This is a genomic window from Roseivirga seohaensis subsp. aquiponti (assembly GCF_001267955.1).
Lineage (GTDB): Bacteria > Bacteroidota > Bacteroidia > Cytophagales > Cyclobacteriaceae > Roseivirga > Roseivirga seohaensis.
Map to the genome: position 1 here is coordinate 77,993 of NZ_JSVA01000009.1, position 18,796 is coordinate 96,788.

Below are 18,796 nucleotides of genomic sequence, written 5' to 3' on the forward strand. Positions count from 1 at the left end.
AAAACTTCGTGCCGTGCTGAACAAAGTGAGCCTAAGTAGACTTTAATAATTATTCTGTGTAGATTATTCCCCAATGAGGGGGCATATTCAGACACTTTAATAGAATCATGAAAGAAACGAAGAGTGTGGCAATTGTGGATGATGAAGAGTTTATCGGACACATGGTGTCAAAATTTTTGCAAAACGAAGGATTAATAACTGTTTACTTTGATAGAATGCTTGCTGCGAAGGAAGACTTTTTAAAAAAAACCTATGATTACTACTTTTTGGATTTGAACCTTCCGGATGGAACAGGTTTCGACTTAGTGCCAATCATCCAAGAAAAGGCCAAAAATGCTAAAATAATCATCATTAGCGCGCATGATGGGCACGAAGAGTTGAGTAGAGCTAAATCATTTGGTGTTCATGGTTTTATTCATAAGCCTTTCAATAAGCAGGCAATACTTAATACAATAACAAAATAGGATGGAGAAGATTTTAATTATTGACGATGATCAGGACATATGCCTGCTCCTTCAAAAATACCTTACAAAAAAGGGCTATGAGGTTTTTATTACTTACAGTGGAAAGGAAGCTGAAGAATGGTTAAAGAAAAACCAAGTGGATTTGGTGCTTTGCGACTTTAAACTACCCGATTACTCTGGGCTCGAAATTCTTCAAAAGATAAAAATCATTGACCCCAACATTCAAGTCATAATTATTACAGGCTACTCTGATGTGCGTGTTGCCGTTGAGGCCCTTAAGAAGGGAGCATTTGAATATGTAACTAAACCCTTATATCCAGATGAAATACTCCTGACGATTCAGAATGCGCTAAACCAGAAGTTAGAAGAAAACCACCCAAGAACCCGAATCAAGAAAAAGCAAGTCAGAAACGAATTTGTGGAAGGTGTGAGCCATGCTGCCCAAACCGTCATCAAACATATTGAATTGATCGCCCCCACTGATATGTCGGTAATTATTATGGGTGAAACGGGAATTGGAAAAGAGTTTGTTGCTACTGCTATTCATGAAAAAAGTAAAAGAGCCGATCAACCATTCCAGGCTGTTGACTGTGGAGCATTACCAAAAGACTTAGCCGGATCAGAACTCTTTGGTCATCAGAAGGGCGCATTTACAGGAGCAATTGCCGATAAAAAGGGTTGTTTTGAATTGGCCAATGGGGGAACCCTATTCTTAGACGAAGTAGGAAATCTTACTTACGAAAACCAAGTAAAACTTCTAAGAGTACTCCAAGAAAGAAAAGTAAAACCCATTGGAGCCAATAAAGAGGTAGAAATAGATGTTCGTTTAATAGTTGCTACAAACGAAAACCTGAAAGAAATGGTAAAAAAGGGCACTTTCCGTGAAGATATTTACCATAGATTGAATGAGTTTAAAATTGAAGTTCCCCCTTTAAGAGAAAGACCCGATGATATTATCGTTTATGCAGAGCACTTCTTGCTTAAGGCCGATCGCCAGTTAGAAAAAGATGTGAAAGGTTTTACAGAAGAAACAAAAGAAAAGTTGAGAGAATACCCTTGGCACGGAAATCTACGCGAATTGGGAAATGTGATCAAAAGAGCGGTATTGCTTTGTCAAGGCGACCTTATTGAAACTATCCATCTACCACAAGAAATTGTGACCCCAGATTTATCAGAAGCAGATTCCTCACTACAAGTATCTTTCAATGGAGAAATGCCTACAGACCTAAAGTCGGTAGCAGAGGCAGCAGAAAAGCGGGCAATTCTTGAGGTGCTAAAACGCACTAAAAACAACAAAAGCAAAACAGCAGACTTGCTGAAAGTAGATAGAAAAACGCTTTACAATAAGCTAAAAGCTTACGGAATAAGTACCTAATACAAAAAAATGACCGGCCATATGGCTGGTCATTTTAATTTCATTCAGTCTAGACGGCTCAATTACAAACCTAGAGCAATGTAAAACTGAATTACTGAGTTTTTTGCGTCACCCAATATGGTTCTAGCATTATCTGAATCAGCTATTTCTGATAACCCCAAATTATACCGTGCACCTAACTCTGTATTTCCAAAATTCAAACCTAGCCCACCAGATAGACCAAAGTCGAAAGCGTTTAATTGATCTCTGTCTATTTCGCTAAATGAGTTTCCAAAGTCTCCTTCAGTAGTTACATTAGCACTAATCAAATACGACACGTAGGGGCCAAAAGAAATATCGAGGGCATCGCCAGCTTTTAAATCGAGCATAACTGGTAGCTCTAAGTAGTTTAAATTGAACTTCGCTTCTCCATCGAATGGGCCTGTTCTATACTCCGACCTATTTCCTTTTGTAGAAAATAACAATTCGGTTTGTATGGCCGAAGAAGCCCCAATTTGATTTTCTTTAAAAATACCAATGCTAAAACCAGGTCTTAAATTATTGTCATCAATATCGTCAGTGTAGAGGTTACTTAAATTAAAGCTCCCTTTAATTCCCGACCTAAACTCCTGCGCCTGACTCTGATTTGTGAAGGAAACCAAGCTCAATAGATAAAAAACACCTGTTATAATAATCTTTTTCATGTCTTTCTAGTTTAAATGTTATATGCTTTTTTCTAATAGCTTAGAAAAGGTTATGCCATTTGCTTAAAAGCTCATTTAAATGCGTTACTACCCTTCAATTGGGGAAATGAAGCCCCCTTGTGAGTAAAATCAACCCTACAATAAACTGAGAGTATGAGTTTAAAACCTGAGTTTGAAGACCTAATAATATCCATTTTCGAAAATGCACCTTATGGTATTATTTCATTTAAATCTATTCGCGATGAAAATGACAAAATCATTGATTTTGAATGCCTTTTTATTAATCCTAAGGCAGAAAAAATTGTAGGTATTCCCGCTCATCAGATGGTAGGAAACTCACTTCTCAATACCATGCCTGGCAATAAAGAAGCAGGTTTGTTTGATTTATATGTTAAGGTTGTTGAAAAACGCAAAAGCACAAGTATAAAAAAACATTACGAAGGAGAGCATTTTGATAATTGGTTCGAAATTCATGCAAGCCCATTGGCTGATGGATTAACTGTAAGCTTTTTAGACATCAGCGAACATGAAAGAACTGTAAGGAAAGCCAAAGCGTCAGAGGTTCGTTACGAACAACTCTTTCATGAATCCATCGACTCAATTTTTATTACCAATAATGAATTACTGTTGTTAGAAACCAACGATGCCATGCTCAAAACTTTTGGCTACGAGCGAGAGGCAATGAGAATACTCACATTTAAGAGTCTGTTTTTAAATGAGGATGACTTTATACGCTTTAATAAAGAATTCTATAAAAATGATCGTGTAGAAGAGTTTGAAGCTGAACTTTTGCTGAGTGATGGTAAAACGGGTATATGCTTAATTAATATTGTTGAACTTAGCCAGACTGAAGACGGACTCAGGTTATACCAAGGAATAATCAAAGACATCACGCGAAAAAAGATGTCTGAACGTGAATTGATTTGGGCTGAAAAACTATCGATGACAGGAAAAATTGCCAGAAACATAGCCCATGAAGTAAGAAATCCACTCACTAATCTATCTCTAGCACTTGACCAACTCAAAGATGAGATTCCAGCGGAAGTAACTGAAGCTGATTTATATATTGACATCATTGCGCGTAACGCAAAACGCATAGGTAATTTGATTACCGAATTATTAGAATCATCAAAACCTAAATCTTTAAACCTTACCAATACCTCTTTAAATGAAGTAGTACAAGTTACTCTTGAGCTTATAAAGGATAGGTTGAAACTTCAAGGCATGAAGCTATTGGAGAATTATGATCCTTCTATTCCTTCAATCCCTTTAGATTCCGATCAAATGAAAACAGCTTTAGTAAATTTATTTATAAACGCTATTGAAGCAATGGAGCCAGAAAAGGGTATTTTATCTGTGAAAACTTACTTAAAAGAAGATATGATTTTCTTAGAAATAGCGGATAACGGTATTGGCATTTCAGAAGATAACATCGACAGCCTTTTTGAACCTTTTTTCACGGCAAAAATCGGAGGAATGGGATTGGGGCTTACCACAGTTCAAAATATAATCAAGAGTCATACAGGACACATATCGGCCAGTAGCATGGTTGGGGAAGGAACAACCTTTCAGATTTCCTTTATTAAAGATTGAGGGCTGATCTCCCCAAGGTTGTAGATCAAATTGCTCATTTTTCTTAGTTCAAATCCCTTTTAACACTTAAAAGGCTGTTGGAACGAATTTCGCCTACAGCATAACAAGAGTTTAATTTTTAAAAAAAAGGATATGACAACTAATACACAAATAGAAAGTAAACCAAAGCCAAAATTACAAAAAAGAGCATTCGCCAGATTAGGCTACACCAAAATGGAAACTGCAGAGTTGGTAGATGCTATGAATAAGCTATTGGCCAATTATAGTGTGCATTATCAAAAGTTAAGAAACTTCCATTGGAACGTAAAGGGGCCCGATTTCTTCGATATTCATGAACAGTTTGAGCAACAATACAATACGGCTAAAGTATCCATTGATGATGTTGCTGAGCGAATTAGGGTTTTCGGCCAAACACCAATGAGCACAATGCGCGATTACCTCGAAACATCAGATATTAAAGAATCAAGCACTGACCTAAGTGCGATGGAAATGGTTTCTGAAATTGTTAAAGATTATGAAATTCTATTAGAGCACATGTTCAATGTAATCGAAGTTGCTCTTAATAATGGAGATAGCGGAACAGTAGATATGGTGAATTCTATGGTGAAATACACCGAGAAAAACCATTGGATGCTTACAGCCTTCTCTAAGAAATAAGTTAAAGTCGGTGTATGTGTTAATTAAGGGTGGGGTTTTTTTACCACCCTTTTTTGTGAAAAATATTCCACGATCAACAATTTACATTTTATCTAAAACGGCTCAAAACCACCATAAGCAGTGATTTTACCAATATGAATAGCTTGGTATAATTATTTCTCGATGATAAACGGAAAGCCAACTAAGAACTACAAAAACCAATATGAAAAGATTTCTTCAAGGTAATTGGAATCAGATTAGAAGAAAGCTAATAACAAAATATAAACAGCTAAATGACCAAGATCTGAAATATATAGAAGGGCATGAAGAAGAACTGATTGGTAGACTTCAAGTAAAACTAGATAAAACGAAGCGAGAAATAACTAAAGAACTTAAAACGATAATAACTGACTAACCCTATGGATTTCGGAATAAACGATGCGGCCAATATTGTATCTACCAAGCTAAAAAGCTGGCTCGAGGCACTTACCTCTATGCTACCTAATATTGTAGTGGCTGTTTTGGTACTCATTGCGTTTTATTTTCTTTCTCGATTAATGAAAGCAGGATCCAGAAAATTGGTTTCTAGATTCTCAGATCAGGCCGCAATAAGAGACTTATTTTCAACCATTATTGCTTTGGTAACGATTGCCATCGGTTTGGTGGTAGCCTTAAATGTGCTCCAGCTTACAAAAGCAGTTACGTCACTCTTGGCAGGAGCCGGAATAATCGGATTAGCATTGGGTTTTGCATTTCAAGACATCTCCGCAAACTTTATTTCAGGAGTAATTATGGCCTTCAGAAAACCAATTGTTGTTGGCGATATAATAGAAACCAACGGATATAACGGTTTTGTAGAAAAAATTGAACTAAGATCAACCGTTATCAGAACCTTTCAAGGCCTCCATGTTATAATTCCGAATAAAGATATTTTCCAAAATCCATTTACCAATTATACCCGCACACACACTAGACGAATCGATCTAGAAGTTGGTGTGTCTTATGGAGATGATTTGGATAAAGTAACCGAAATAGTAGAAAAGGCTGTGGCCAGTAATAGTCACATAGTCGATGGTCAACCCGTAAAAATGGTTTATGAAGAATTCGGCAGCTCCTCTATCAATTTTAAAGTAATGTTTTGGATTGAATACGACCCTAAAAATCCAATGTACTTAGAAGCCAAAAGCGAGGCAATTAAAGCCATTAAGAAGGCCTTTGACGCCAATGATATTATGATTCCGTTCCCAATCAGGACACTAGATTTTGGAATCAAAGGGGGCGAAAAACTCTCTGATCAAATAGAAACTAAACAAATGAAACTTTTACCAAAAAATTAATAATTCAACTATAACACTTTAAATAACACAATTATGAAAACAATTTATAAAACCATAAGCCTAATGATCGTTTTTTCCGTATTTGGAATAATGAGTTGTCAAAATGAGTCATCTTTTGCTGATGAAAAAGCTGAAATGGAAGAACGACTTGAAAAAGCCGAAGCCAATGTAGATGAAGCCATAAATGACATTGACAGAAGATTAGAAAATGCAGGAGATGAAACAAGAGACAGGTTAGAAGAAATCAGAGAAGATTTAGTAGACGATAAATCTGCACTGGAAGAAGCTGCAGATGATGTTGCAGATGCTACAGAAGAAGCATGGGAGGATACTAAATCTGCGGTAAGCAGAACTTACGATGATGTATCAGAAGGTTTAGAGAATTTTAAGAAGAATATCGAAGACCTTTTCGACAATAAATAATCAAATCACATATAAACGATAACGATGAAAAAATTTATAATAAGTACATTCGTGATTGCCATTACTTTTTTGGCCTCGAATCAAGCAAAAGCACAAGATTACAATACTGCAGTAGGTCTGCGTTTTGGCGGAACTAGCGGTTTAACCTTTAATAAAGGCCATTTTGAAGGAATATTGGGATTCTGGGGAAACGGATTTAGTGTAACAGGTCTGTTAGAAAAGCGTACTACAGCCTTCGAAACTCCCGAGTTAAACTGGTTTTATGGTTATGGGGGGCATGTGGCTTTCTTTAATAACGGAAACCCAGGTACCAACTTTGGTAGAGGAGACAGAAGATACGATGATTCTACTGTTGGCTTTGGTATCGATGGAATTATAGGCTTAGAATTCGTACCTAGAGAAATACCCTTTGCTTTCAGTCTCGGTTTAAAACCATTCTTGGAAGTGGATACTAACGGAAATTTTTATGGCGCACCAGATCCTGCCATAGGCATAAAATACATTATCAATTAATAAGTAGAGTTGATTTTGACGAAAGAGGGGTTCATTTGAAAAAGTGAATCCTTTTTTTGTGCCATATCTTTGTTGAAATTAGCCACAATTGAAAGGAAAACATTGTAGATAATATTCTACAAAACAGCACCTATTTAAAAACAAAATAGCCTTTCAAGCATCTGACAAGCACTTTTTAGTTTTGGATACCTAATTGTCTTACAGTCATTAAGATTAAAAAATAAGTATTCACTAAAATTCTAAAATCATGTTATACTGGTCAATCGTATTTTTTGTGGTAGCTATTATCGCTGCCTTATTCGGGTTTAGAGGAATTGCTTCGGCAACGTCTAGCATTGCCAAGTTTTTGTTCTTCATATTCATTGTTCTTTTTGTATTGTCACTTCTCTACCAAGGATTCGCATAAAGGCTATGAATGAAGCAAATGAATAAAAAGCCCCGAGTAATCAATTACTCAGGGCTTTTGCATGTTAAGGGAATCAATCTTTATTCCTTCTTTATTCTAAACCAAGGCGCTACGTAATCTGCTGGCAGGTTTTCTTGAGGGATAGTAGATTGGTTTCCATCGCGCTGAGCTCTGTAATGTGGCGACATAATTTCTACACCCGCGGCATTAAATCCGTCTTGAATATTTTGGTGCAAATCAGAATATATTTTAGACATCTTTTGCACCTCACGGGTTCTCACATTCAACTGATAACTCACGTAAAAGTCATCTAAGCTGGTTTGGTATACATAAGGGTGTGGCTTCTTCTTAACAAACTCTGTTTTAAGGCCGGCTTCAATTAGCAACTCATGAACTTGCCTCCAAGGCACATCGTAACCTATAGTTACCGTGGTATGAAGAATAAGTCCCTCTTCATCGTTTGCGGTAGTATAGTTTATTGTATGGCTGGTAAGCAAGTTTGAATTAGGAATGGTTATGATTTCGTTTTTGATTGTTTTAATTCTGGTATTCAAAAGCGATTTCTCCTTTACATCGCCTACTACATCTCCAATTTTTACACGGTCTCCAATCTTAAAAGACCTCATATAAGTAACCACAATTCCGGCTATCACATTGGCAATGGCAGAAGCACCGCCTAGCGCCACCAATAGACCAAAAAAGGCAGAAACACCTTTAAAACTATCAGAACCTCCCATTGGTAAAAGAGGGAAAATACCAATCAGTACTAGGGCTAGAATAATACCTTTAACAATGTTATAAGTAGGTCTTGCCCAATCAGGATAAAAGCCAGGCACCAAAAGTCTACCTTCTTCGATTTCTACCTTAAAGAATTTTATCATTCTTAAGAAATAGCGGGTTACAAACACTGTAACTATAATGGTAAGTAAATTTGGAAGGTAATCTAACAGCCCAATCCCCAACTTCTTAAGGGGGGTAAGGATTAGATGAAACAAAGTATCTGCAATGCCTTGTGTCCAAGGAAAAAGACTAAAGAGAATAGGAAGCAGCAAATAAACTACTATTACCAGAATTAAGACCCTTAAGCCCTTGGCCGCATATACAATAACTCGAGTGAGTACTTCTGATTTAAGAAGCTGGTAATTCTTAATAGAAATGCTCTTTATCATTTTACCCTCTTGGGCATGAATTTTAAGATACACTGCTCTAAAAAACCTGTTATAATATTTTAGGCCGTAGAGAAAAAGACCTAGGATTAACAGTGCAATTAAAATGTTAATAATTAAGCCTTGCCAATTAAAGAAGCGCTCTTTTGTAAGTCCCTCCTTTAAAAGTTCGTAATAATAGTTGGTGGTTCGGTTAAGGTTGAGGCCTAATTGTACTGCATCTTTTTCCGTAACAGACATTATTATGGTTCCTTCAACCGTAATGTCTTGAGTTGTATTGTTTTTTAAAATTTTTAGAGAGTCAACAACCTGAGTTTCGCTGGCAAGAAAATCTTCAATTTTTCTATTGATTTGCCTTACTCTTTCTTCTGGAGAAAAAGGGCCAATGCCTTGTTGAAGATAGAAGAGAGTATCTTTTGCTATTACAGGAAAACCCGCAGGTTTAACTTGGGTAGTAGTATCCGTTTCGGTCTGAGCCCTAAGCCCCTGAAACGAAAGAATTAAAAAAAGAAAGCTGAAAACTATTTTCATATGGCACAATGCTACGCATTATCATGATAATAGTTTTCAGCCAAAGAAACAATTTTTTAGAGGCTCATCATCTCTTTAAAGCGAGCAGCTTGTCTTCTGCTTACTTCAACTTTGTCGCCACCACGCAAAACCACCATTAACCCACCGTTAAACCACGACTCAATGCTTTCAACCCAAGTAAGATTAATGATATGTTTTCTGCTAGCGCGGAAGAATGACCTATCGTCTAACCTTTCGTCTAAGGCGTTCAATGACTTGTGAATCATTGGTTTAAAATTATCGAAATAGATTTTGATATAGTTTCCGTCAGATTCGAACAAACGAATGTTTTCTAGCTTTACAAACCAGCATTTATCACCATCTTTTACGAAAACACGGTCGTTCGGGCCTAGCTTTTTGTCTTCTGATTCACCTCTAACCTCTTCTGGCTGAACTCGCTTTAATAACTTATTCAGAGCATCTTTTAAACGGTCTGGCTCAATTGGCTTCAACAAATAATCAAGTGCATTAAAGTCGAACGCTTTAAGTGCGTACTCATCATAGGCAGTTGTAAAAATAACTTCTGGAACATTATCTAAAGATTCAAGCAGCTCAAAGCCTGTTTTTTCTGGCATCTGTATATCCAAAAACAACAAATCTGGCTTTAGCGAGTTAATCTTTTCCTGAGCGTCTTCAGCATTTACCGCTTCTCCTACAATGTCGATTTCAGGGTATTCCTGAAGCAAATTGGTTAACTCCTTTCGGGCTAATCTTTCGTCATCTATTATAAGTGCTTTCATAATTTATGGGCTAACTGTTAAATTCCCTGAGGAATTCTAACTTCTGTTATTACAAACTTATCATTTTCATTGTAAATATTGAATGTCGCTTCCGATCCATAGATCAGTTTTAGTCTTTCTTTGGTGTTACTTAGGCCGTATCCGCCCTTTTTCCCGGGTTTTTTAACACCATGAACATATTGACCACTATTTTTTATTCGCAATTTTAATACGGAGTCTTCTGCAATACTCTTGATTTCAATAATTCCTCCTTCTACTAAATTCGAAACCCCATGTTTTATTGCATTTTCAACCAAAGTTTGCAGCATCATTGGTGGAATCTGAAAATGGTTAGAACGTGGATCAATATTGTATTTTATTTTAAGTCGCTCTTCAAAACGAATTGACTCAAGCGCTAAGTATGCCCTTACAGTATTCAGCTCATCATTAAAGTTAATCACTCTTTTCTTGTCCATGATAAGCGAAGTTCTCAGAATATTGGACAGCTGTGTGATTGCAATTTTGGCCTTAGCAGGTTCTTCATCAACCAAAGCCCTTACGCTGTTTAATGCGTTGAAAATAAAATGTGGGTTAAGCTGTGACTTAAGCTGATTCAGCTGCATTTCATTAATGGCCGCCTCATACTTTAATGAACGGTTATTACTTTCTAAGTAATGATAAAGGAAATAAATGGTTGTCCAAATAACATAGAGAAAAGCAGTTACGAGAAAATCGAAGGTAAGCTGAAGAAAAAGGTCTCCATTATTAAATTCTGCACTTCTAAACACCAAGTATGAAAGTTGGTTAAGCAGGCCCGAAAGTACAGCTACAGCTAGTATAAGCGCTAATATTCGAGAAATTATTTTACCAAGGTCTACCTTAAGCCAGTTGTATTTAATTATTACGTTTCTAATAATAAAGTGAGAAACCAGAAATGGGATGAGGCTCTGAGTAATGGCTTCAAACTGCTGCCTACGCATTTGTTCTGGGCTTTCGCCAAGGGCCGAAATAAAAATCAAATTGATAATAGCGGGCAATGCCCACCCAACGATTTGTAATGTCCAATATAGCCTCTTCTTCCGCACCCCAAAAAGTAAGAATATTTAATCATTCCATTGACCGCGATTTTATAAAAGGCAGAAAGAATACCTAATCACAAAGATTCTCCCTGTTTATAGTTTTTGTTCCGAACAAAAGTTCGAATGATTAATCGCGTTCCCCGGTCGTAAGTAAAGTAGTTCCACACCCAGTTACTAAAAACAACAAGACGATTTCTAAAACCAATAATCGAGAGCAAGTGAACGAACATCCAAACCAACCAAGCTGGAAAACCACCAAAGGTGAATTTTGGCATATCTACTACCGCTTTGTTTCGGCCTACCGTAGCCATAGAGCCTTTATCTACATAATCAAAAGGCTTCATTGCCTCATTTTTTGATTGCCGTATAAGGTTGCGAGCCAAAAGCTTACCTTGCTGAATGGCTACCGGAGCCAGCATTGGCTGACCATTAGGGTAGCGGTCGGTTTTCATAAAAGCAATATCGCCCAGCGCAAACATGTTTCTTATGCCCTTCACAGCACTAAAATCATCTACCAAAATACGCCCACGTTCTAGTGAACTTTCTGGTATGCCATCAATAATATTCCCTTTTACACCCGCGGCCCAAACCACAGTTTTGGCAGGAATTACTGTGCCATCTGAAAGTGTCACCTCCTCACCATCATAATTTTTTACAAAAGTGTTTAGCTTCACTTTTACATCAAAGGCATCCAAGTATTTCAATGCTTTTGCACTAGCCTTTTCCGACATTCCAGCCAAAAGTCTTGGGCCTGCATCTACCAAATGCAGGTTCATAATATTAAAGTCTATGTCTGGGTAATCCTTCGGCAACACATGTTTTTTCAACTCTCCAAGCGCTCCAGAAACTTCCACACCGGTAGGCCCTCCACCTACTACCACGAAATTTGTCAGTTTATCCTTTTCAAGTGGATCTCTAGTGAGTACGGTTTGCTCAAAATTCTGAAGCATTTGACTTCTTAAATTAAGCGCTTGCGGAATCTGCTTGAGCGGAAAAGTAAGATTGAACATCTCCTGATTACCAAAGTAATTGGTTTTAGAACCGTTGGCAATTACTAAATAGTCATAGTATAAATCGCCTATTAGGGTGTTTATTTTTTGTTCTTCTGGTTGAATTTCAGTCACCTTGGCCATTCTAAAATAGAAGTCAGGATAATTATTGAATAATTGGCGAAGCGCACCAGCAATAGAGTCTGGTTCTAGGCCTGCGGTGGCTACTTGGTATAGTAGTGGCTGAAAAGTATGATAGTTATTTCGATCTAACAGAACTACCTGAAAACCATGACCTTTTAACCCTTTTGCTATTTGAATACCGGCAAAACCACCGCCAATAATTACTACTCTTTTCTTTTGGGTTTGAGGAATGTCGAGGTGAAGATTTTTGAAGGGATCCATATGTTAATAATAGTTAATTAATGAACGATTATAGGCACTTATGGTTTAAATAAATGAACATCGGTTTAAAAGAAAGTCAGAAGAATTTGAAATACAACACAACGACTTTCCGTTATAAAACCGAAGAAAGAAATTACTAGCCATTGGCTAGAAAAGGCAACGTTAAAATCGTGTTGGTAACTTTGAGTGTTAGGTAAATGCTTAGGTTAAAAGTAGAGACAGAGTAGATTTAGATTTTAATGTTTTTGGTTGAAGATGGTGCTGTTGCGAAAGTGACAGCATCTTTTTTTTGTAGCTGCTGTTTTGTCAAATTCACCTTATAATTCGGTAAGTTTTTAAAAGCCATCTATCTTCATTCATGCAATCGCCCAAAACCCCTATTCAGGAAATCAAAGCCCCACTTTTTGATGAAAAAGGAATCAAGTTTTTTGTGAAGCGCGATGATCTTAACCATCCAGTAGTTTCGGGCAATAAGTTTAGAAAACTGAAATATAACCTAGAGCAAGCGAGACTGGAGGGGCATAATACGCTACTAACATTTGGCGGTGCTTTTTCTAATCATATTTATGCGGTAGCTGGTGCGGGTGCTTCGTTTGGTTTTAAAACCATAAGTATTATTCGTGGCGAAGCACACGAAACGCTAAACCCAACCTTGGCTTTTGCACAATCGCAAGGAATGCATTTGCATTATATGGACAGGGAAACTTACCGAAAGAAAAGTGAGCCTGAGGTATTAGAGCAGCTCGAAAGTCAATTTGGTAAATGCTATATTTTGCCCGAAGGAGGAACAAATCAGCTGGCCATAAAAGGCTGCACAGAGATTATTAGCGAGATTGATCAGGATTTTGATGTAATTACTTGTTCAGTAGGCACTGGAGGCACCATTTCGGGTTTGATTGCAGGCTTAAATGGAGCGAAAAAATTGATAGGCTTTTCGGCACTTAAAGGCGATTTTCTGAAAACTGAAGTGAATGTACTTTTGCAAGAGATTGGGGTTGACAAGCTCAATAACTGGTCTATTCAAACGGATTATCATTTTGGCGGCTATGCCAAGATAAAACCTGATTTAATCCGTTTTATTCGGGAATTTGAGCGGGCACACAGTATTCCTCTAGAACCCATTTATACAGGTAAAATGTTCTATGGCCTTTTCGATATGATTAAGAATGACTTTTTTGAAAGAGGAACCACAATTATGGCTGTACATACGGGTGGTCTTCAAGGAAATGCTGGCTTTGATTTTAGAAAACTGGAATGAAAAAGGGGAAATTATTTTTACTAGGAATTATACTGTGGCTTCAAGCTTGCGACACTAAAACCGAACAGTCTACAAGTGAATTTCGCTTATCTAAAGAAGAACAATTGATTTTGAAATCAGGGATTGAGCCTTTGTTATATGTAGATATTGAAACGCAAAAGCCTCGTAAACTAAGCGATTACCTTATTGTAAATTCTATTAGTAATTTCTCATTAAACTATTCTTCAAAAGATTCTACAGAGGAACTAACAAGCCATTTCATAATTAAAAATAAAGAGGTAATAAATCAGTCAGTTGTGTTTGATCACATTCCTAATGTCCAAACTATTGACAAGAATAAACTAGACAGCCTTGGCGCTACAGTGAACAGAAGTGATTTCTGGTATAATTTTCATGAAAATTGGTTTCCAACTAAGACTGGCTATATTGAAATTTCAAAACCATCAATTCAGAATGACCATGCCTTCTTTTATTTCTTTCATATGGAAGGCGGTAAATCTGGACGATTAATGCGTGTTTGGATGATTCTGAATAGTGAGGCCTGGCAAATTGATAAATCTGAAATGGTTTACACATTTTAAAATTTAACCCAACAACTCTTCAAAAACATCGGTCAACCTACTAAAAGGCCTGATTTTGATCTTGTATTTCTTTTGATCCAAGCCCTTCATATTGTATTTAGAAATAAAGATTTGGGTAAAGCCCAGTTTTTCGGCTTCAGAAATTCGGTTGTCGATTCTATTAACCGCCCTCACTTCACCACCCAAACCTACCTCGGCAGCAAAAGCTGTTTTATCAGAAATTGGCGCATCGTGCAAGCCACTTACCAATGAGGCACAAACCGCAAGATCAATGGCGGGTTCTTCAATTTTAATTCCGCCAGCCACGTTTAAAAATACATCTTGGCTGCTCAGTCTAAAACCTCCACGCTTTTCCAACACCGCTAACAACATGTTAAGTCGTTTGGCATCAAAGCCCGTAGAGCTTCTCTGAGGCGTTCCGTAAGACGAAGTGCTCACTAGCGACTGAATCTCTATTAAGAGCGGTCGGTTACCTTCTATAGATGCGCCAATGGCTACACCGGGCGAGTCAGCTTCACGCTGACTGATTAGAATTTCAGATGGATTTGAAACTTCGCGAAGCCCAGTAGACTGCATTTCGTAAATACCCAATTCAGAAGTTGAGCCAAAGCGATTCTTTACTGTTCTCAAAATTCTATACGCCAAGTGTCTGTCCCCTTCAAATTGAAGCACAGTATCTACCATATGCTCTAATACTTTGGGACCCGCCAAACTTCCTTCTTTTGTAATATGACCTACAAGAAAAACAGGCGTATTGCTTTCTTTGGCAAACTTGAGCAGTTCAGCAGTGCATTCGCGCACTTGAGACACAGACCCCGCTGCAGATTCTATTCTTGGGGTATGAAGTGTTTGAATGGAATCGATAACGAGAATATCGGGTTGAATTTCTCTAATTTGAGTGAAAATGTGTTGGGTTGAAGTTTCAGAAAGAATGAAACAATTTTCTGACGATTGACCAATGCGCTGTGCTCGCATTTTAATTTGTTGTTGGCTTTCTTCGCCCGAAACATACAACACTTTTAATCGCTTAGATGAAAGCGCCAGCTGAAGCATTAAAGTAGATTTTCCAATACCTGGTTCGCCACCAATAAGCACCAATGAACCATGTACAATTCCACCGCCTAATACGCGGTTCAACTCATTGTCATAAGTAACTATACGCTTTTCGGTATTGCTTTCTATTTCGTTTAGCCGAATTGGTTTTGAAAGTGTGGTTCTTGAATCATTTTCTCTCCAATTGGTGAGTTCTTTTTCTGAACCTCCTACTTGTTCTTCAACATAAGTATTCCATTCGTTACACGAATTGCATTTACCAACCCACTTGGCAGATTGGACTCCACAATTTTGACAAACGTAAACAGATTTGATCTTCGCCATACCTTGGGCAAGTTAAATGGAAAGGGAGTATAAAAAAATAGCGGACACCTTATGCGCCCGCTTTTCAATCGAATTATCAACATCTTTTTTTTACTAACTATGAAGAAAGTATTCTAAAATGAATGTCAATTCTTAAAGTAACTGAGTTTGCGGAAAAAAAGATGCGTCTTGAATTAACTTTTTAGTTAAAAAAACTAAAATTCAATTTATAGTAATATTTAATATAGCTTAGTCCAATCGAATAGCCTTATCTCCGCACTATGGTTTCAATATTTGACTTTTAAATCAGATTAACTGAGTAGGCTCTCTATGTCGCTCGCCTCTAGTTTTTTGATAAAGCTTTCTTCTGTAGTAATTAAGTCTGAAGCCAGTTTGATTTTATTTTGTTGGAGCGCTAAGATTTTTTCCTCCACCGTATTTCGGGTAATAAATTTATAAGTGAAGACGGTGTTCTTCTGTCCTATTCTGTGGGCCCTATCTACGGCCTGAGCTTCAATGGCCGGATTCCACCAAGGGTCGAGTAAGAACACGTAATCGGCACGCGTTAAATTTAAACCCAAACCACCTGCCTTTAATGAAATAAGAAAAAGCCTGATGCTTTCGTCTTTCTGAAAAAGATCTACTTGTTCTTGCCTATTTTTGGTGCTTCCGTCTAGATAGGCATACTTCAAGTCGTTCTGTTCAAAGTACTCTCTAACTATAGATAGATGTTTCACAAACTGACTAAAAATAAGAATTTTATGGCCTTCGCTTAAAGCCGATTCTATCATGTAAGTCACGTCCTCCAATTTGCCAGAATCGCCTGTATATTCTGGGTCGGTCATTTTTGGATGGTTGGCAATTTGCCTGAGCTGCGTAAGGCCTTGCAATAGCAGAAGTTGCGATTTTTTAACTCCTGTTTTTTCTATGTTGTCCAGAATTTTGTTTCGGTAATATGATTTTACCTCTTCATATTTTTCCTCTTGCTGAGCGGTCATTGTGCTGTATTTCACATTTTCCACCTTTTCTGGTAAATCTTTAGCTACCTGCGATTTTTGCCTCCTCAAAATGAATGGTTTAATAATCACATTTAGCCTTTTGGCCTTTTCTTGGTCTTGCTTCTTTTCAATCGGCAGCTGAAACTCATCTCTAAAATAACTTTCGGTACCCAATAGCCCTGGGTTTACAAAACTCATTTGAGACCATAAGTCTAAAGTGCTGTTTTCAAGCGGTGTACCGGTGAGAATGAGTCGGTATTTAGATTTCAGCTTTCGTACAGCCTTGGCAATATTCGCAGTAGGATTTTTGATGGCCTGAGATTCATCAAGAATCACATAATTGAAATAATAACCCTTGAGAATATCGATGTCTATTCTGGTAATTCCGTAAGAGGTCAGAACCAAATCATAGCCTTCAAAGCTCGCTACATCTTTATTTCTTCCAGAACCCGTATATACCAGTACCTTCAAATCTGGAGTAAATTTTGAAGCTTCAATTTCCCAATTATAAATTAGGGAAGTAGGCATAATTAACAACGAGGCATTCTTCTTTCCTTTGTCTTTTTCCGATTGAAGCATGGCCAAGGTTTGTACGGTTTTACCCAAACCCATGTCGTCTGCCAAACAGCCACCAAAGTTGTAGCTAGAAAGAAAACGCATCCAATTATACCCTGCTTTTTGGTAGGGCCTTAGCTGCCCTTTAAATGAAGAAGGAATTTCATAATCCTCAATTTCTTCAAAATTTTCAAGCTGCCTTAATTTCCTGTCCATACTGACTTGCGCCAGTTGTCCATTCTGTAAATCTTGAATAAGCGATAGGTGATGCTTTTTAAGTTTTGGCGAACCTTCATGGTCCATAAAAGCGAAAAGCTCAGCGTAGTTAACAAACCAAGCATCAGGAATTACAGCGATTTCACCATTTGGAAGGATAATTTCCCTCTTTTTACCCGAAATAAGCTTTCGTAATTGTTCAAATGGAATTTCGTAGTCGCCAAATTTTATAATGGCATGAATATCGAACCAATCAATATTCTCATTTACTTTAATATCGATATGGGCTTCACCAACGAAATAGCGCTTGCTATCCTTTTCGCTCTGGCGAACAACTATTCCCTCCTTCTCAATGAACTCCTTTTTCTCTGTGAGCCAAGCAAAGCCAGCCCCACGAGTTAAAGTTTGGCGTCCATTTTTTAACACCAGCCCCTTCTCTCCCAGTTTTTTAATAATGTCTAATTCGGCCTCTACATTTCGCTTTATTTTATGGAAAATGTATTCTTCTCCTTTACGCTCTAACTTTACAGATGAAGTGGCATTTACATCGTAAGGAAACGTATACGGCCCGTATTTAAACCCAATTTTGAATAGCAATTTGGCTGGTTCAGGGTCGGATTTTCCATTACTTCCAGCCAACCCAAATAAGTCTGGCGTGCCAGTTTGTACAGTCGATAATTCAGAGAAGGTAATTTCTGGAATCAGTTCATGCCTCTCTGTATTGATTTCAAAACCCTTGGCATATACATCAAATGAAGCCACCAAATTGCTTACAAACTTTTCGTAATAAGTGGCCTCTACCTTTCTCGGGATCACAACAAATTTCTTGTTCAGAAAGGGCTTTAACTTTGGCCCATCAACTCCCTTTTCAAAACGAAAAAGTTGATCGTTTACCACCAACCAAGCTGGTTGGTTACAAATAAGGAATGAGCCATTGTATTGCCATTCTAACTTTTCTCCATTGTGTTTGATGGTAGGGAAATAATGGGTGTTTTCTTCATTTCTTCTAAAATGAAAAAGTACACTGGCCTTTTGTTCCATCCAGTGAATTTGCCTCCAGGCAGGTTCGCCATCACGGCCCATTTCAAAAATCATTTTACCTTCCATAAGATCTAGAACTCTAGAACGCCTTACTTCTAAGTAATGGTCAATGGTTTTTTGTAATTCTACATCGCCCTTTTCTTTATCATATACTTTAAAGAAGAATTCAGCGGGTTTGATTTTTTTCTTATAAAACTTAAGCGTAATGGCTTCTTGCTGCATTTGATCCATAAGCTTAATTAGCTCATAGTCCCTTTCGTCCATTCCCTTCCCAAATTCTTTTGCGTTTTTAGAAGAAATGTTTTGATGCTGTAGAGTCAAGCGCCCTTTATCGTCCAACTGAACCACAAAGGACTCGAATAGATAGCCTAAGTATTCATGCTGAAAGAGCGAATAGATTAACTGGAATGGTTTGCCTGTAGATACCTTCATT

Annotated in this window: 18 protein-coding genes; 11 read left to right on the forward strand and 7 right to left on the reverse strand. The window is 37.6% G+C overall.

Features of this window, described 5'->3' with window-relative positions; all coding sequences use genetic code 11:
- Window positions 1-107: 107 nt before the first annotated feature.
- Window positions 108-464, forward strand: a complete 357-nt coding sequence (locus OB69_RS08990; RefSeq protein ID WP_053223388.1) for a response regulator — start codon at window positions 108-110, stop codon at window positions 462-464.
- A 1-nt stretch (window position 465) separates the two neighbouring features.
- Window positions 466-1,839 carry a sigma-54-dependent transcriptional regulator gene (locus OB69_RS08995; protein ID WP_053223389.1) on the forward strand — a complete coding sequence of 458 codons (1,374 nt, stop codon included), beginning with the start codon at window positions 466-468 and terminating at the stop codon, window positions 1,837-1,839.
- 62 nt (window positions 1,840-1,901) lie between these two features.
- Here the strand turns inward: OB69_RS08995 and OB69_RS09000 are convergent, their stop codons facing one another.
- A complete protein-coding gene (locus OB69_RS09000) occupies window positions 1,902-2,522 on the reverse strand; it encodes a porin family protein (RefSeq protein WP_053223390.1) in 621 nt (206 codons plus the stop codon).
- A gap of 153 nt (window positions 2,523-2,675) precedes the next feature.
- Between OB69_RS09000 and OB69_RS09005 the strand changes: the two genes are divergently transcribed.
- The 7 genes from OB69_RS09005 (at window position 2,676) to OB69_RS18465 (ending at window position 7,430) form a co-directional block, all read left to right on the forward strand.
- Window positions 2,676-4,115 carry a PAS domain-containing sensor histidine kinase gene (locus OB69_RS09005; protein WP_053223391.1) on the forward strand — a complete coding sequence of 480 codons (1,440 nt, stop codon included), beginning with the start codon at window positions 2,676-2,678 and terminating at the stop codon, window positions 4,113-4,115.
- A 132-nt stretch (window positions 4,116-4,247) separates the two neighbouring features.
- On the forward strand, window positions 4,248-4,772 hold the full coding sequence (locus OB69_RS09010; RefSeq protein WP_053223392.1) for a Dps family protein: 525 nt from the start codon (window positions 4,248-4,250) through the stop codon (window positions 4,770-4,772).
- A 202-nt stretch (window positions 4,773-4,974) separates the two neighbouring features.
- Complete coding sequence (locus tag OB69_RS09015; RefSeq protein WP_053223393.1) at window positions 4,975-5,166, forward strand: CsbD family protein; 192 nt, start codon at window positions 4,975-4,977, stop codon at window positions 5,164-5,166.
- 4 nt (window positions 5,167-5,170) lie between these two features.
- Window positions 5,171-6,088 (forward strand): mechanosensitive ion channel family protein, encoded by a 918-nt coding sequence (locus OB69_RS09020; RefSeq protein ID WP_053223394.1) that lies wholly within the window; start codon window positions 5,171-5,173, stop codon window positions 6,086-6,088.
- A gap of 33 nt (window positions 6,089-6,121) precedes the next feature.
- Window positions 6,122-6,511: a zinc ribbon-containing protein gene (locus OB69_RS09025; protein WP_062301296.1), complete on the forward strand. Its 390-nt coding sequence runs from the start codon at window positions 6,122-6,124 to the stop codon at window positions 6,509-6,511.
- A gap of 24 nt (window positions 6,512-6,535) precedes the next feature.
- Window positions 6,536-7,024: a hypothetical protein gene (locus tag OB69_RS09030; protein WP_053223396.1), complete on the forward strand. Its 489-nt coding sequence runs from the start codon at window positions 6,536-6,538 to the stop codon at window positions 7,022-7,024.
- Between the two features lie 247 nt (window positions 7,025-7,271).
- Window positions 7,272-7,430, forward strand: a complete 159-nt coding sequence (locus OB69_RS18465; protein WP_082338133.1) for a DUF1328 domain-containing protein — start codon at window positions 7,272-7,274, stop codon at window positions 7,428-7,430.
- Between the two features lie 80 nt (window positions 7,431-7,510).
- On the opposite strand, the gene OB69_RS09035 is transcribed toward OB69_RS18465, so the two are convergent.
- The 4 genes from OB69_RS09035 to OB69_RS09050 all read right to left on the reverse strand — a co-directional run bounded on the left by OB69_RS09035 (window position 7,511) and on the right by OB69_RS09050 (window position 12,358).
- Complete coding sequence (locus OB69_RS09035; RefSeq protein WP_053223397.1) at window positions 7,511-9,127, reverse strand: mechanosensitive ion channel family protein; 1,617 nt, start codon at window positions 9,125-9,127, stop codon at window positions 7,511-7,513.
- Between the two features lie 56 nt (window positions 9,128-9,183).
- Window positions 9,184-9,906, reverse strand: a complete 723-nt coding sequence (locus OB69_RS09040; RefSeq protein WP_053223398.1) for a LytR/AlgR family response regulator transcription factor — start codon at window positions 9,904-9,906, stop codon at window positions 9,184-9,186.
- Between the two features lie 17 nt (window positions 9,907-9,923).
- Window positions 9,924-10,970 carry a sensor histidine kinase gene (locus OB69_RS09045; RefSeq protein WP_053223399.1) on the reverse strand — a complete coding sequence of 349 codons (1,047 nt, stop codon included), beginning with the start codon at window positions 10,968-10,970 and terminating at the stop codon, window positions 9,924-9,926.
- Between the two features lie 68 nt (window positions 10,971-11,038).
- Window positions 11,039-12,358 (reverse strand): NAD(P)/FAD-dependent oxidoreductase, encoded by a 1,320-nt coding sequence (locus OB69_RS09050; protein ID WP_053223400.1) that lies wholly within the window; start codon window positions 12,356-12,358, stop codon window positions 11,039-11,041.
- 358 nt (window positions 12,359-12,716) lie between these two features.
- Here OB69_RS09050 and OB69_RS09055 point away from each other — a divergent pair, with 358 nt between their 5' ends.
- Complete coding sequence (locus tag OB69_RS09055) at window positions 12,717-13,616, forward strand: 1-aminocyclopropane-1-carboxylate deaminase/D-cysteine desulfhydrase (RefSeq protein ID WP_053223401.1); 900 nt, start codon at window positions 12,717-12,719, stop codon at window positions 13,614-13,616.
- A complete protein-coding gene (locus OB69_RS09060; RefSeq protein WP_053223402.1) occupies window positions 13,613-14,197 on the forward strand; it encodes a hypothetical protein in 585 nt (194 codons plus the stop codon). Before OB69_RS09055 ends, OB69_RS09060 begins: the two co-directional genes overlap by 4 nt.
- 3 nt (window positions 14,198-14,200) lie before the next feature.
- On the opposite strand, the gene radA is transcribed toward OB69_RS09060, so the two are convergent.
- Complete coding sequence (radA, locus tag OB69_RS09065; RefSeq protein ID WP_053223403.1) at window positions 14,201-15,574, reverse strand: DNA repair protein RadA; 1,374 nt, start codon at window positions 15,572-15,574, stop codon at window positions 14,201-14,203.
- 290 nt (window positions 15,575-15,864) lie between these two features.
- A complete protein-coding gene (locus OB69_RS09070; RefSeq protein ID WP_053223404.1) occupies window positions 15,865-18,795 on the reverse strand; it encodes a DEAD/DEAH box helicase in 2,931 nt (976 codons plus the stop codon).
- Window position 18,796: the final 1 nt, after the last annotated feature.